A 15,500-nucleotide genomic window follows, 5' to 3' on the forward strand; every position below is an offset into this window, starting at 1 on the left:
ATGACGACAAGACAAGAACGAATTTTACAATTGCCTTTTTTCGAAAATAAACGTGAACTTGCAGAGCAAGTGTTAAAAATGGAACGAGAAGAGCATATATATTTACCGGATCAATTTGAAATTAAGCAAGTACCTGCATATTCATTTGGTGAAAAGCAATCAATCATTGGCCGTATTCATGAGTTTTATTTCATAAGTGTTGGTAGCGAAGGAGAATGGAAGTACCAACTGTTTAAGGACGAGATGAAGTGCCGTGAGTTTTTTATTACACTATCAGGGATAACGGATCAGCAGATTGCATTTTGGTTCAATAACATCGAGTTATTGAAAAGGTCTTAAAAGACTTTAAAAGCTCTTTTTTAGGTTTTGAGAGAGGTCCTGGCGGAGTGTGGTGGCGGTTAGTGCCTATGTGGTGCTCGACTGGTGTGTAAGACCAGAGATATGGAGAGTTACTAGGGTAGTTTAAGAGGATTTAAGCGAAGTGTAGTTGCAAAAATGGATCGATGAAAGGTTACTGGGATGGTTAATCGTTTTATGGCAGACCAGTGCCTTTTGGATCGTTTGTGATGATAGATTTTTATAAAAGGAGAGGTGAGGAGGATGGCGCAGAATAAGTATCGCGTTACATTCATTTCGCCAAGTGAGGTTGAGCAGCGGACTGTTATGGCGGCGAGTAGTTTGCCGAATTTAATTCGTCAAGTAGAGAGTATTATTGCTGATCCGAACGGTTATTTTGTAAATGATAAAAAAAATAATTGCTATTTTAAAGTAATTAAAGAAAATGTTACGTTTATTCAATATGAGTTACTATTTTCGGATAAGGAAATTCATATTGAAAAATTAAAACATATAGCACCAGCTATATTGAAACAATTATTTAAAAAAATAAATGATCCAGAATTATATGCACTTGCGCTACTTGATGTTGATATAGCGACGAAAGAATATGTGCTAGAAGAAATGGATTCGGAGCTAAGAATAAGAGTAGAAACGGAGCTTTCGAAAAAGTGGGAAGCAATGCCGACAGAAATTGTAGGAGCACAAGAAGTGTTGTTAGAAGCACTTGCTTCGTTTATACAAGATTAATTGTCTTTTTAAATAAATGAATCGTCCAACTATCTATATTTTTTATATAGATAGTTGACTTTTTCGTTTTAATAAAGCTTAATAATTAGATATACGGAATTAATGGAAGGGGAGCGACACCTTTATGTCACAAGCACAAAGTATTTTATTAGAAAGCGGAACAAATGAATTAGAGATTGTTACATATACTGTTGGTGAAAACCTATTTAGTATTAACGTAATGAAAGTACGTGAAATCATTAATCCATTCCCTGTTACAACTGTGCCAGAATCTCATCATGCAGTTGAAGGTGTTGTACAAGTACGTGGTGAAATTTTACCTGTTATTAACTTAGCGACAGCTCTTAATTTAAAATCGACAAAGCCACTTGATCAAACGAAATTTATTATCTCTGAATTAAATCAAATGAAAGTTATTTTCCGTGTTGATGAAGTGCATCGTATTCAACGTATTTCTTGGGAACAAATTGATGAACCAGCTTCATTGTCTATGGGGCTAGAAGAAACGACATCTGGTATTGTAAAACTAGATGGACAAATTATTTTGCTATTAGATTATGAGAAAATTGTATGCGAAATTAGTGGTACTGGTTATGACAATAAATCACTTGCAGGGTTAGAACAGAAAACAGATCGAGCTGAAAAAGTGATTTATATTGCAGAAGATTCAGCAATGCTTCGCCAAATATTAGAAGAAACATTATCATCAGCTGGATATACGAAAATGAACTTCTTCAGCAATGGTGCAGAAGCGTTAGCACAAATTGAAAAATTAGCGAAAGAACAAGGGGAAAAAATGTTTGAACATATTCACTTGCTAATTACGGATATTGAAATGCCGAAAATGGACGGACACCATTTAACGAAAGTGGTTAAAGATAGTGAAGTAATGAATCGTTTACCGGTCATTATTTTCTCTTCATTAATTACAAATGAATTATTCCATAAAGGCGAAGCGGTAGGAGCAAATGCGCAAGTAAGTAAGCCAGATATTCAAGAGTTAATCGGCTTAGTAGATAAGTTAGTACTGTAAAAGAGATTTAAAAGCTTTTTTTAGCTGGAATAGAAGCTCTAGCCATGCGTGGTGGCGGTCAGTACCTAATAGAGTCCCATGCCATGTTCAGACCAGAGATGTCGAGCAGGCTTTAGGGGGAATGGAAGAAGTGGATCGCCGAGAGCTTTTTAGAAGAACTGGTGAACAATTTTCTACTTTTTTCTGGAATAGGAAACTAGCCGCGTGTGATAGCGGTCAGTGCTTAGTAGGGCTCCATACGATGTGAGACTTCAATTGAAGTTTTGTAGATGTTATTTATAACTCTATTCTTTTGGTGGAGAGAAGGGAACTAACCGTGTGTAGTATTGGTTAGTTCCTTTTTACTGTTTTATACTCTGTATAGGTGGAAAGATGGAGCGTTTTTGGAGTGTTTGTGGTTGTATGTATGAAAAATCTTCATTTAAAGATTTTTGATTTAAAAATATAAAAATGTATCTTTGGATTTTTTTAGTAATTTTTCGTGATAACGCAAATTTTTTCGGTGAAATTACATTCTAAATACCATATAATATAATTAAAAGTGATTCATATGCAATTATGCATATGAATGAAAAAATCTTTTTCTATTTCTATACTTTCTATACATTTTTGTATGTTTATTATTTGACAGACAATTTCGAAATGTTATAATATGGATATGTAAAAATTGCTATTTTCTGAGAAGACATGGGAGTCAGATGAGAATTGTGAAAGGATGAGGGGGAGTGGCACAGATTATGTATCACCACACAGCAATCAATGTATTAAGTCTTTTACAAAACATGTCAAATAATAAAATGAACGATATGCAACTAGAAGCGGAATTTAAAAAAATAGAAAAACAATTCCAAGTAAAATATGAAGAACTAGTTGATTTATATAATAGAATGGTATTATTTCAAATAGATATAGAAAAACATGGTGGGATGCGAGCGTATGAAAAATCAGCGATTACATGGCTGAAGACTGAGCTAGAGTTACTGTATGAAGTGTATCAATTTTCCCAACGTCACGGTTTAAACATTATTAATATTTCAAAATACGTTAGTAAAAAAGAACTAAATCTTTTTCCGAAAACAGAAAGTCAATTACAAAATACGTATTACAAATTAAAAAAATGTGAAATACCGTTTGAAAATATTGAAAAACAAAAACCAGGACGAAAGCGAAAATATACACCTGTCAAAGAACCAATTGTTGAAATAAAAAAAGAAAACAAACAAGAATTAAGAAATGAAGTTCCAAATACAGAGAACGAAAAAAATCTTGTAACAGTTATATCTGGCATTGTTGATAATTTTGAAACGATTAGTCAGTGTAGTGAAAGAAAAGAGCACGAACTACATCAGTTTATGGAAGGAATCTATAAGCTTTCTAGCATGGCTGCAGAGCGTTCAAAAGATGAAAAGAATGCTCGTGGTCTCGAAGGCGAATTACATGTATTACGAGCTGAGAATGAAAGGATCAAGCGAGAAAAGGAAGAGCTTGTTCATGATATAAAAGAAATGACACATCATTTAATTCATTTCATTACGAGCTCTGATATCGATCAAATTCGCACATTGCCTTTCTTTGTAAAAGAATGTAAACAAGATTTGCATAAATTAGGGTTATATAACGCACAAGACGGTAAAATGAAAATTATGGTTGATCGCAGTGGACAGGTTATGACTGTAACGCAGTAATAAAATTTGGGTACAAAATAAAAGGGAGATACATAGTTTATATGTATTTCCCTTTTGTTTTGTATGGAATCGTTTCAAAGAAGGAAGATGATTTTTTTAAGATTGTAGTAACTTGGAAACCATTTGCGGTATTTGATTTGCTTGTGAAACCATACTAAGTGCAACTTCAGTTAACAATTTAAACTTTAAAAAATCGCTCATTTCCTGCGCCATATCCGCATCTTCAATTCGAGATGCAGCATCTGTTAACGCTGTACTTTGGCTATTTAAATTTTCGATATTAAATTGTAGGCGGTTAATCATAGCACCGAGATCAGCACGATGAAGTGATACATTTTGTAAAGCCTCTTCAATTTTACGAATCGCCGCTCTTGCTTCTTGTTCTGTTGAAATGTTGATGTCATGTTGTGTAGGGGAAGGGGGAATATGTTTCGTTATATTTACTGTATGACCGATATCATCTAACGTAACAGGACGGTTTTGGCCGTCGAACACGGATAAATCATTAAACTCAGTCGTCTCGCCGATATAGCCAATTTGCTCTGTTAAAGACTGAAACTCTTTATTTAACGAATCACGGTTTTTATTTGAATTTGTACCATTAGCAGATTGAACAGCTAAATCATGCATACGCTGTAAAATATTTGTCACAGTTTGAAGAGCTGCTTCCGCTGTACGTAGCATCGATATCGCATCCTCATTATTTCGAATCGCCACACGCATACCACTCGCTCTCGCATGCATACGAGTCACAATCGCAATATTAGCTGGATTATTAGAAGCATGGTTTAACTTCTTACCAGTAGCCAGATGCTCCATTGCAACATTCATACGTTTTTCATTCTCATATAGAGATTGCCTAGCATTCATACTCAAAACATTCGTACCAATACGCATAATAGACACTCCTTATAGATTGATATAGTTAGTGTTATAAAGCTAATAAACGGTCATGAAAAGATAAAAATGCTTATACTTATTTGCTATTTGTGTTTTAACATAAGAGGAGATTAAGATTAGCACTGACCGCTTCTATGCATTGCGGATGCTCTCTTCTACATAAAAAAAGAAAGCTTTTTCAAATAATCTATCTATATAGAAAAAATAAACCTCTCCGCAAGCAGAGAGGTTTATTCATGAAACTAACTCAAATGGATTATTGTAATAATTTAGAAACCATTTGTGGAGTTTGGTTTGCTTGAGAAAGCATGCTGATACCAGCTTCGTTCAAGATTTTGAACTTAGTCATTTCAGACATTTCTTTCGCCATGTCAGCGTCTTCGATTTGAGAAGCAGCTGAAGCCATGCTAGCAGATTGGCTCTTAAGGTTATTTACGTTAAAGTCAAGACGGTTTAATGTAGCACCTAGAGTTGCACGATTGTCAGCGATTGTTTTAAGGGCAGCATCAATTGATTTAATAGCAGCAGAAGCGTTTGGACCTGATTTTTCAATATCACCAGCTTTAATCATAGTAGCAGGATCAATTTCTGTGCCAATTCCTTGAGCTGTGGTAAGTTTTTTATCACCATTGTATGCAGTGAATTTTTCCTCGATTTTATTGATGTTTTCATCACTCATCAAGCCTTTAACTTTATCAAATGCTTGCTTGAATTCATCAACAGCGTCTTGAATTTCTTTTTCCCCAGCTGCAGGGATAGTATCACCAGCTTTATCTGTCCCAGTACCATCAGGTAATTCAGCTAATTTTTTTTGAGCAGCTTTTAAAGCTTTAATATCTTCAGCGGCATTTTTTATGTCTTCATCTGTAATTTTAACAGTTTGTTTTCCAGAACCACTAATTGATAAATCGTTAAGTTCTAATGTTTTTGTAGATACATTTGATAAACTAATATTAATTTGTTTACTAGTATCAGCATTATCTAGAGTTTGAATTGCGATAGAATCTTTAGAACCATCTAATAGCTTTTGATCGTTAAACTCAGTGTTTTTAGAGATGTAATCAATTTGGTCTTTTAATGCGCCAAACTCTTTGTTCAATGCATCTTGGTTTTCTTTTGTGTTTGTACCATTCGCAGATTGGTTAGCGATGTCACGCATACGAAGTAAGATGTTAGATACTGAATTCATTGCTGAGTCAGCTGTACGGATTAATGACATACCGTCTTGTGTGTTGTTAGCAGCAACACCTAATCCGCTTTCACGTGCACGCATACGAGTTGCGATTGCAAGACCTGCTGCATCGTCAGAAGCGTTGTTGATACGTTTACCGCTTGATAAACGGTCCATAGCGTTACTCATTTTAGCTTGGTTTTGGCGCATGTACTCTTGTGTACGCATGCTATTAATGTTTGTATTAATTCTCATGTTAAGAACCCCCATTTTTTTATATTGACTTTTCTGCAAATTGAAAAACGGTAATATGCAAAAAAATCAATTTCGAGATTTATTGTAATCCCTGTCATAGCGGGTGTCAACTAAAAATTCGAATTAATAAATATAAAAAAATAACAGTTTAACAATATATTCATTTTTTTATTACAATATTATTAAAAGGATTATTGCAAACTTTAAAAAAAAACTCTAATATTAGATTATCTTTGTTTACCGAAAAGGTGATATTATGTTAGTTGGAAATATAGTAAAAGAAGTGCTTGCATATAAGAAAGGACAAATTCAGCAAAAGTTAAGTAGTCCGCAGGCGTTCGTTAGTAGTAGGTTTCGAGAGAAGTTGCAAAGCGAGCCTATGAAGGAGACGAAGGCTACTACGCAACCGGCCAAAGTAGAGGATATGAGTCAGCCGGTACAATCTACGAAAATAGAAGCGCTCGTTAATAAAGGTGATTCTAGTAAAGTAGAGGAAGCAATTCAGCCGGAAGAAAAGCCTGAAACGAAGAAAGTTGATGAAGTGCAAGTCGCGCAAAAAGAGTTTGAACGACGTTTCCCGGAAACGAAAAATGAGGCTGTAGATACGTGGGGATTAACGAAGAAGTATAATATTCAAAAAATACGTTCTTTAAATGAAGGGAAGTATGAGGATATTATAGATAGAGTAAGTCGTACATACGGAATTCCGAAAACGTTAATTCAAAAAATGATTGAAGTAGAGTCTAATTTTAATCCGAAAACGGTGTCACATGCAGGGGCGATGGGCCTTATGCAGCTTATGCCAGCGAATGTGAAAGAGATGGGTATAAAAAATCCATTTTCACCAGCTGAAAGTATTGAAGGCGGCGTGAAAGAGTTAAGTGGTTATTTAAAGAAAAATAACGGTGACTTAGTATTAGCGCTTGCTTCTTATAATGCTGGTCCTGGTAATGTGAGAAAGTACGGAGGGGTACCTCCATTTAAAGAAACGCAAGGATATATTAAAAAAATATTAAATATCGACGTTTCGAAATAAGAAGTTTCATATATAGAGAGAAAATGAAATTTTCGTAAACATGATATGGGAGTGGCTAGATTGAAATTACAAGATGATATTCCGTTAACAATTTATTTTGAAATCGGAAATACGAAAAAGAAAATTGAAGATCTGCTTCATATTACGAAAGGTACATTGTATCGTCTTGAAAATTCAACGAAAAATACGGTGCGTCTTATGCTTGAGAATGAAGAGATTGGAACCGGAAAGATTTTGACGAAGAATGGAAAGATGTACGTTGAAATCGTTGAATTGAAAAGGTAGGGAAGGGGATTTTCATGAGCGGCGATAAATTAAGCCAAGAGCAAATTGATGCCCTGCTGAAGGCGGTAAATGAAGGCGAGGAAATGCCAGCTTTCGCACAAGAAGCAGGGAAGCAAGATAAATTTCAAGAGTATGATTTTAATAGACCGGAGAAGTTCGGTGTTGAACATTTACGTAGTTTGCAAGCGATTGCTTCTACGTTTGGTAAACAGACGTCACAGACGTTGTCAGCGCGTATGCGTATTCCGATTGACTTAGAGCCTTCGACAGTTGAGCAAGTTCCATTTACGAGTGAGTATGTGGAGAAAATGCCGAAAGATTATTATTTATATTGCGTCATTGATCTCGGACTTCCAGAGCTTGGAGAAATTGTTATTGAGATTGATTTAGCATTTGTTATTTACATTCATGAGTGCTGGCTTGGCGGGGATAGTAAGCGTAATTTTACGATGCGTAGACCGTTAACAGCATTTGAGTTTTTAACGCTTGATAATATATTCTCGCTTTTATGTAAAAATTTAGAGCAATCGTTTGAAAGTGTTGTAGCGATTAAACCGACATTTGTAACGACGGAGACAGATCCGAATGCACTTAAGATTACGACAGCGAGTGATATTATTTCATTACTGAATGTAAATATGAAAACGGATTTTTGGAATACGACGGTGCGCATCGGGATTCCGTTCTTATCTGTTGAAGAAATTATGGATAAGTTAACGTCTGAAAATATTGTCGAACATTCTTCAGATAAGCGTAAAAAGTATACATCTGAAGTAGAAGTGAAAGTAAATCAAGTGTATAAACCAGTTCACGTTGCGATTGGTGAGCAGAAGATGACGATGGGCGAGATTGAACAAATTGAAGAGGGCGATATTATTCCGCTTCATACGAAAGTTTCAGATGAATTACTTGGTTATGTAGATGGAAAGCATAAATTTAATTGTTTTATTGGAAAAGATGGAACGCGTAAGGCGCTCTTATTTAAAAGTTTTGTAGAGTAGGAGGATCCATATGAAGCATGAAGTATCTCCTGTGTCATTAATGGGATTAGAAGAATTTGCAGGAAAGCGAAATGAAGCAAGTAAAGCACATATTGATACTGTTTCAGATATTTCGATTGAACTTGGTGTAAAGCTTGGAAAGGCATCTATTACGCTCGGTGACGTGAAGCAATTAAAAGTTGGCGATGTTCTGGAAGTAGAGAAAAACTTAGGACATAAAGTAGATGTATATTTAAGTAATATGAAAGTCGGCATTGGAGAAGCGATCGTAATGGACGAGAAGTTCGGTATTATCATTTCTGAAATTGAAGCTGACAAGAAGCAAGCTGCGCTTATGAAAGCGCAAAGTCAAATGCAAGATAAAGAGTAGAGGAGGAGTCATATGTCGTATATGACGACCTTATTTCAAGTCGTTTTACTGTTTGGTGCGCTCGGCTACGGTGCATATTATATGACGAAAAAGACGCGCAAACAGCAGTTTTTTAAACAAGGTGAAAATGGCCATATTCAGGTGAAAGACGGCGTTTATTTAAATCATCAAACGAGCGCCTTTTTATTTGAAGTAGACGGCAAGCAAGTGTTCACTGTTATTAGTAATAACGGTGTACAATCTGTGCAATTAACAGGAACAGGAAATCAGTTTCAACAAGCGCTAGAAGACGCGGTGAAGAGTGAAACGAAAAAAGTAGAGGATCCATCATGAGAATAAAGAAACAGTTATCGTTATTAGCCGTTATTTTCGTATTTTCTATCGTTTTTTCAATTATTTTTGTAAATCCAGCGTATGCAGCCCAAAACGGTTTTATTAATTTCGAAAATGGAAAAGAGTTTACGAGTAATTCAAGTGTACAGCTATTTGCGCTCGTTACCCTTTTATCATTATCTTCATCTATCGTTCTATTATTTACACATTTTACTTATTTTATGATTGTTCTTGGGATTACACGTCAAGGACTTGGGGTAATGAATTTACCACCGAACCAAGTACTTGTTGGACTTGCCTTATTTTTATCACTCTTTACGATGCAGCCTGTTCTTGGGCAGCTAAAGAGCGATGTGTGGGATCCGATGACGAAAGAGAAAATAACGGTAAGCCAAGCTGCGGAAACGACAGCTCCGATTATGAAAGAGTATATGTCAAAGCATACGTATAAGCATGATTTGAAAATGATGCTGAAAGTGCGCGGAGAAGAGTTGCCGAAAGATTTAAAAGATCTTTCCTTATTTACGCTCGTACCATCCTTTACGTTAACGCAAATTCAAAAAGGATTGTTAACGGGGATGTTCATTTATTTAGCGTTTGTATTTATAGATTTGATTATTAGTACACTTTTAATGTACCTCGGGATGATGATGGTACCGCCGATGATTTTAAGTTTACCGTTTAAAATACTCGTTTTCGTATATTTAGGTGGATATACAAAAATCGTCGACATTATGTTTAAAACGGTCGCCTGAAGCGTTTGATGCTATGTGATAGGAGTCATATAAATGAATACGTCACCAATTATAGATATTTTTCAAACCTTTTTTTATAAAGGGGTTATGATTTTAATGCCGGTTGCCGGTGTTAGTATGATTGTCGTTATTATCATCGCTGTCATTATGGCGATGATGCAAATTCAAGAGCAAACGCTGACGTTTTTACCGAAAATGGCGAGTATTGTACTCGTTATTATCATTTTAGGTCCGTGGATGTTTCAAGAATTAACGACACTTATTTTAGATTTATTTGATAAAATTCCATCGCTATTGCGTTCGTACTAAGATAGGTGGACTGAAATGAATATGGAATTATGGGCGGCGACGTTTTTTGCGTTTTGCCGCATTACTTCATTTTTATATTTTTTACCGTTTTTCTCTGGTCGATCTATTCCAGCGATGGCGAAGGTTACATTTGGACTTGCTCTTTCCATTACAGTGGCCGATCAAGTTGATGTTTCTCACATAAAGACAACTTGGGACGTTGTAGCTTATGCAGGTACGCAAATTGTAATTGGATTATCACTTTCAAAAATTGTAGAAATGCTGTGGAACATTCCGAAAATGGCCGGGCATATTTTAGACTTTGATATCGGTTTATCACAAGCAAGTTTGTTTGATGTAAATGCAGGCTCACAGTCTACTTTACTATCAACCATTTTTGATATATTTTTTCTCATTATTTTTATTTCACTTGGCGGCATTAATTATTTCGTTGCCACGATTTTAAAGTCGTTTCAATATACAGAGGCGATTTCAAAATTGTTGACGACTAGTTTTTTAGATAGTCTACTCGCAACGTTATTATTTGCGATTACATCAGCGGTTGAAATTGCTCTTCCGCTCATGGGAAGTTTGTTCATCATTAACTTTGTTTTAATTTTAATCGCAAAAAACGCTCCGCAATTAAACGTTTTTATGAATGCGTACGTTATTAAAATTACGTGTGGTATTTTGTTTATTGCAATGAGTGTACCGATGCTCGGTTATGTGTTTAAAAATATGACGGATGTATTGCTTGAGGAATATACGAAACTATTTAACTTTTTCTTAACGAAGTAGGGGGACGCGCATGGCAAAGGATAATAAAACAGAAAAGGCCACCCCGCAGAAGCGTAAAAAATCGCGTGAAGAAGGGAATATTGCCCGGAGTAAAGATTTAAATAATTTATTTTCCATACTTGTGTTAGCAGTTGTCGTTTACTTTTTTGGAGATTGGCTCGGGTTTGAGATTGCCAATTCCGTATCGGTGCTGTTTGATCAAATTGGAAAAAATACAGATTCAACCGAGTATTTTTATATGATGGGGATTTTACTACTAAAAGTATCAGCTCCGATATTAATACTCGTATACGCTTTTCATTTATTCAATTATATGATTCAAGTCGGTTTCTTATTTTCTTCTAAAGTTATTAAGCCGAAAGCGTCACGTATTAACCCAAAAAACTATTTTACAAGATTGTTTAGTCGTAAAAGTTTAGTAGATATTTTGAAATCACTGTTTTATATGGGATTAATCGGTTACGTCGCTTATGTGCTATTTAAAAAGAATTTAGAGAAAATCGTGAGTATGATTGGATTTAATTGGACTGCGTCACTTACTGAAATTATAAGGCAAATTAAATTTATCTTTTTAGCTATTTTAATTATATTAATTGTTCTTTCTATTATTGATTTCATTTATCAAAAGTGGGAGTACGAACAAGATATTAAGATGAAAAAAGAAGAAGTAAAACAAGAGCATAAAGATAATGAAGGAGACCCGCAAGTAAAGGGGAAACGAAAAAACTTTATGCACGCCATATTGCAAGGAACAATTGCGAAGAAGATGGATGGCGCAACGTTTATTGTAAACAACCCGACCCATATTTCGGTCGTACTCAGGTACAATAAACACGTTGATGCAGCACCAATTGTCGTTGCAAAAGGGGAAGATGAACTCGCATTATATATACGAACACTTGCCCGTGAACAAGAAATACCAATGGTGGAAAACCGTCCGCTTGCTCGTTCTTTATATTATCAAGTCGAGGAAGATGAGACAATTCCAGAAGATTTATACGTAGCTGTAATTGAAGTTATGCGCTATTTAATTCAAACGAACGAACTTGAAGTATAATAGCGCGTTTGGAGGAGATCTCTTTGTTTAAGATAGATTCTGCAAGAACCTATTTTTCTATCTTTTTAGCAGCGTCATTCGTAGTGGCGCTCTTAATTCCACTTCCACCATTTATACTTGATATCATTATCGTTTTTCTACTAAGTATGTCAGTGCTTATTTATATGCGAGCGACAAGTATTAACGAGTGGGATGAATTAAAGTCATTTCCGACGATGTTGTTATTAATCGGGATTTTCCGTGTATCGATTAACGTATCGACGACGCGAGCGATTTTGACAAACGGAAATGCTGGTCATGTTATTGAAGAGTTCGGTCAGTTCGTAATTGGCGGGAACTTATTAATTGGTATCGTTATTTTTACAGTATTAATCATATTCCAGTTTATCGTTGCAAACGGTGCATCTCGTACAGCTGAAGTAGCAGCTCGTTTTACACTTGATTCTTTACCAGGGAAACAAATGTCGATCGATGCGGATTTAAACCAGCGTATTATTTCAGAAAAAGATGCACAAGCAAAACGAAAAAAATTAAATATGGAAACAGAGTTTTACGGGGCGATGGATGGTGCCGGGAAGTTCATTAAAGGGGACGTTATTTTCGGGATTGTCATTTTATTCGTAAACATCATTTTCGGTTTAATTGTCGGAATGATGCAGCAAGGAATGAGCTTTGGTGAAGCTGCTCTTCATTACACACAGTTAACTGTCGGCGACGGAATTGTAAACCAGATTGGATCGCTCATGCTTGCGATTTCAACAGGTATTATTGTAACGCGTGTATTTGACGGTTCACCGGATACAGTAACGGAAGGTATCTTTAAAGAGTTATTAGCGCATGAAGTCGTTGTATATGCGCTTGGCGGTTTATTTATCGCAATGGGTATTTTTACGCCGCTACCATTTCTACCATTTGCACTCGTTGGTGGAACAATTATCTTCTTAGGAATTCGAAATAAAAACCGCATGAAGAAAGAAAAAGAAGATGAACTTCAAAAAGAATTAGAAATGATTCAAGGCGAAGATGAGCAACTGCAACAAGTGGAAGATTCATTTGGCGTATTTACAGATAAATATCCAATTATTGTAGAATTAGGTTTAGATTTAGCAGCACTTGTAAAGCAGAAAATTAACGGAGAAACAGCTCGTGATAAAGTTGTTCTTATGAGGAAGTCGATTATTACTGACCTCGGTATTAACGTTCCTGGAATTAACTTTAAAGATAATACGAGTTTTAGACCACGCGGACGATACATTATTCGTATTAAAGGTGCGAAGGCAGCTGAAGGAGTTTTAAAATCAGGTTACTTATTAGCACTGAAAACACCGAATGTAATGGCCGATTTAGATGCAGAACCGGCGAAAGATCCGATTTTTGGCGAGGATGGATATTGGATTTTAGAACATATGGTACAAGATGCACAAATGAAAGGCTATCAAGTATTAGAGCCACTTAGCATATTAATTACACATTTAGATGTTGTCGTTAGACGTAATCTTCATGAGTTAATTCAGCGTCAACATGTAAAAGACTTAATTAACTCACTTGAAAATGATAACGGCGTTTTATTAGAAGAGATTAAGAAGAAAGAAATTGATTTATCACTCGTTCAAAATGTTATTAAACAATTGCTAAAAGAAGGTATTTCTATTCGTGATTTACCAACTATTATTGAAGGTATTATTGACGGAAAAGAAATTTATCAAAATCATGTTGACGGCGTAACGTCATTCGTCCGTGAATGTATTTCAAAAGTGATTTGTGAAAATGCGAAAAATCCTGACGGGAAAATATATGCGGCGCTCTTCTCAGATTCAATTGAGTTAGATGCAGACGTTGTGAACAATTCTTATCAAGGTTATTTATTAAACTGGGATTTAGATTTAGAAACGCGAGTCGTTGAACAAGTACAACGCGTATTGAAACAAGCGAGGTTAATGGGAAGAGAACCAGTATTATTAACGCGTAGAAAAGATTTCAGGTTTGCGATTGTAAGACTTCTTGAGCGTTATCAAGTAGAAGCGCAAGTACTTTGTATTAGCGAATTAGCACCAGAAATTGTTGTAGATCAAATTGCCTATATTGAATAGTAGGGGGTGAAGTAATGGAAAGTACAGAAAAGAAAGAAGCGTTAATGCGAATAAAAGCAGCTTCGAAAAATGAATTGTATCGAAAGTTATTTGACCAATATGGTACAGATTATTATTACGTTGTCGATGAAAGTGTAAAACGAAATATCCCGTTTTTTTGGAAAAAGAATTATGAAATGTTAGTTGCTTTTCCAGAGGATAAACAGGAAGAAGTGAACGAAGGAACAGCGCAATTTCATGAACAGTTAATGGATGTTGTGAATGACCCTTCAGAACAAATTGTGAAGGCGAACGGAATTCAATCGGTACTGCACAATTTAGAAAACGTGACGACTCCTATGTCATATGCGGCGATGCAAACAGGAAATAGTGAAGAATGGGCAAGAAAGAAAGAGAAGCTATTAAAGCTGTTTGAAAAAGGTATTGTCGTTGTGAAACAGACGGAAGAAACGAAAGTAACGAAAAAGCAAAAAGCTGTGAAAAAAGTCGTTCCTGTCAAGAAAGAAGAAGTGGTTGTAAAAAAAGAAAAGCAAGAATCTGTACCATTTATTATTCAAAAAGTAATTCGCATGCTAGAACAAAACGATGTAGAACAATACTTCATTCACGCATATGCTGAAAAGTTAAAAGTGAAGTTTGAAAGTGCAACGATGATTACAGAAGAAGAAGTAATCGAATATATATTGGAAGATATGAGCTCCCATTTCAATACGGAAAATGTATTTGAAAAAGAAGTACAAACAATTGCATTAATCGGTCCAACTGGTGTTGGAAAAACGACGACACTTGCGAAAATGGCGTGGCAATTTCACGGTATGAAAAAAACGGTTGGTTTTATTACGACAGACCATTCGCGCATTGGGACAGTACAGCAACTGCAAGATTACGTAAAGACAATTGGATTTGAAGTAATCGCTGTGCGTGATGAAGCTGCAATGACAAGAGCGCTTACGTACTTTAAAGAAGAAGCGCGCGTCGATTATATTTTAATTGATACAGCTGGAAAAAATTATCGTGCGTCAGAAACAGTGGAAGAAATGATTGAAACGATGGGACAAGTAGAGCCAGATTATATTTGTTTAACGTTATCAGCTTCGATGAAAAGTAAAGACATGATCGAAATCATTACGAACTTTAAAGATATTCATATTGATGGTATCGTCTTTACGAAATTTGATGAAACGGCAAGTAGTGGTGAATTGTTGAAAATTCCAGCAGTATCATCAGCTCCTATTGTATTAATGACAGACGGACAAGACGTAAAGAAAAACATACATATCGCTACAGCGGAACATTTAGCGAAACAAATGTTGCAAACATCATAGAAAAGAGGTGAAGGATAAGGTAACTGCCTTAT

17 protein-coding genes are annotated in these 15,500 nt (G+C 35.6%); 15 read left to right on the forward strand and 2 right to left on the reverse strand.

The features are described 5' to 3' along the window. The 4 genes from MR070_RS06080 to MR070_RS06095 all read left to right on the forward strand — a co-directional run bounded on the left by MR070_RS06080 (window position 1) and on the right by MR070_RS06095 (window position 3,804). On the forward strand, window positions 1–339 hold the full coding sequence (locus tag MR070_RS06080) for a DUF3964 family protein (protein WP_242260788.1): 339 nt from the start codon (window positions 1–3) through the stop codon (window positions 337–339). Window positions 340–600: 261 nt separating this feature from the next. Then, window positions 601–1,086 (forward strand): LysR family transcriptional regulator, encoded by a 486-nt coding sequence (locus MR070_RS06085; protein WP_087994371.1) that lies wholly within the window; start codon window positions 601–603, stop codon window positions 1,084–1,086. 124 nt (window positions 1,087–1,210) lie between these two features. Continuing rightward, entirely contained in the window at window positions 1,211–2,119 is a 909-nt protein-coding gene (locus MR070_RS06090) for a chemotaxis protein (RefSeq protein ID WP_000075958.1), read from the forward strand. 737 nt (window positions 2,120–2,856) lie between these two features. After that, a complete protein-coding gene (locus MR070_RS06095) occupies window positions 2,857–3,804 on the forward strand; it encodes a DNA-binding domain-containing protein (RefSeq protein ID WP_141101244.1) in 948 nt (315 codons plus the stop codon). 96 nt (window positions 3,805–3,900) lie between these two features. Here the strand turns inward: MR070_RS06095 and MR070_RS06100 are convergent, their stop codons facing one another. Together MR070_RS06100 and MR070_RS06105 are read right to left on the reverse strand one after the other, a co-directional pair. After that, window positions 3,901–4,701: a flagellin N-terminal helical domain-containing protein gene (locus tag MR070_RS06100; RefSeq protein ID WP_242260790.1), complete on the reverse strand. Its 801-nt coding sequence runs from the start codon at window positions 4,699–4,701 to the stop codon at window positions 3,901–3,903. A gap of 259 nt (window positions 4,702–4,960) precedes the next feature. Then, the gene (locus MR070_RS06105; protein ID WP_242260792.1) at window positions 4,961–6,130 is read right to left on the reverse strand and encodes a flagellin N-terminal helical domain-containing protein; all 1,170 of its coding nucleotides are present in this window, start codon (window positions 6,128–6,130) and stop codon (window positions 4,961–4,963) included. 256 nt (window positions 6,131–6,386) lie between these two features. Here MR070_RS06105 and MR070_RS06110 point away from each other — a divergent pair, with 256 nt between their 5' ends. Genes MR070_RS06110 through flhF form a run of 11 tightly spaced genes read left to right on the forward strand, consistent with a single transcriptional unit; the run spans window position 6,387 to window position 15,468 of the window. Beyond that, complete coding sequence (locus tag MR070_RS06110; protein WP_242260794.1) at window positions 6,387–7,166, forward strand: lytic transglycosylase domain-containing protein; 780 nt, start codon at window positions 6,387–6,389, stop codon at window positions 7,164–7,166. 60 nt (window positions 7,167–7,226) lie between these two features. After that, window positions 7,227–7,451 carry a flagellar motor switch protein FliN gene (locus tag MR070_RS06115; protein WP_000775712.1) on the forward strand — a complete coding sequence of 75 codons (225 nt, stop codon included), beginning with the start codon at window positions 7,227–7,229 and terminating at the stop codon, window positions 7,449–7,451. A 14-nt stretch (window positions 7,452–7,465) separates the two neighbouring features. After that, complete coding sequence (gene fliM / locus MR070_RS06120; protein WP_242260796.1) at window positions 7,466–8,452, forward strand: flagellar motor switch protein FliM; 987 nt, start codon at window positions 7,466–7,468, stop codon at window positions 8,450–8,452. Window positions 8,453–8,462: 10 nt separating this feature from the next. Next, window positions 8,463–8,822 carry a flagellar motor switch protein FliN gene (gene fliN, locus MR070_RS06125; protein ID WP_000680021.1) on the forward strand — a complete coding sequence of 120 codons (360 nt, stop codon included), beginning with the start codon at window positions 8,463–8,465 and terminating at the stop codon, window positions 8,820–8,822. 12 nt (window positions 8,823–8,834) lie between these two features. Then, complete coding sequence (locus tag MR070_RS06130) at window positions 8,835–9,155, forward strand: hypothetical protein (RefSeq protein ID WP_000121176.1); 321 nt, start codon at window positions 8,835–8,837, stop codon at window positions 9,153–9,155. Beyond that, on the forward strand, window positions 9,152–9,910 hold the full coding sequence (locus MR070_RS06135) for a flagellar type III secretion system pore protein FliP (protein ID WP_001220586.1): 759 nt from the start codon (window positions 9,152–9,154) through the stop codon (window positions 9,908–9,910). Before MR070_RS06130 ends, MR070_RS06135 begins: the two co-directional genes overlap by 4 nt. Window positions 9,911–9,943: 33 nt before the next feature. Next, window positions 9,944–10,219: a flagellar biosynthetic protein FliQ gene (locus MR070_RS06140; protein ID WP_001098085.1), complete on the forward strand. Its 276-nt coding sequence runs from the start codon at window positions 9,944–9,946 to the stop codon at window positions 10,217–10,219. A gap of 15 nt (window positions 10,220–10,234) precedes the next feature. Then, complete coding sequence (locus MR070_RS06145; protein ID WP_139895803.1) at window positions 10,235–10,996, forward strand: flagellar biosynthetic protein FliR; 762 nt, start codon at window positions 10,235–10,237, stop codon at window positions 10,994–10,996. A gap of 10 nt (window positions 10,997–11,006) precedes the next feature. Then, on the forward strand, window positions 11,007–12,053 hold the full coding sequence (gene flhB / locus MR070_RS06150) for a flagellar type III secretion system protein FlhB (RefSeq protein WP_001030104.1): 1,047 nt from the start codon (window positions 11,007–11,009) through the stop codon (window positions 12,051–12,053). A gap of 23 nt (window positions 12,054–12,076) precedes the next feature. Next, window positions 12,077–14,143, forward strand: a complete 2,067-nt coding sequence (gene flhA, locus MR070_RS06155; RefSeq protein ID WP_000472544.1) for a flagellar biosynthesis protein FlhA — start codon at window positions 12,077–12,079, stop codon at window positions 14,141–14,143. A 14-nt stretch (window positions 14,144–14,157) separates the two neighbouring features. Then, window positions 14,158–15,468: a flagellar biosynthesis GTPase FlhF gene (flhF, locus tag MR070_RS06160; protein WP_000446196.1), complete on the forward strand. Its 1,311-nt coding sequence runs from the start codon at window positions 14,158–14,160 to the stop codon at window positions 15,466–15,468. Window positions 15,469–15,500 lie beyond the last annotated feature (32 nt).

The sequence above is a fragment of the Bacillus cereus group sp. BfR-BA-01453 genome, assembly GCF_022662915.1.
Lineage (GTDB): Bacteria > Bacillota > Bacilli > Bacillales > Bacillaceae_G > Bacillus_A > Bacillus_A paranthracis.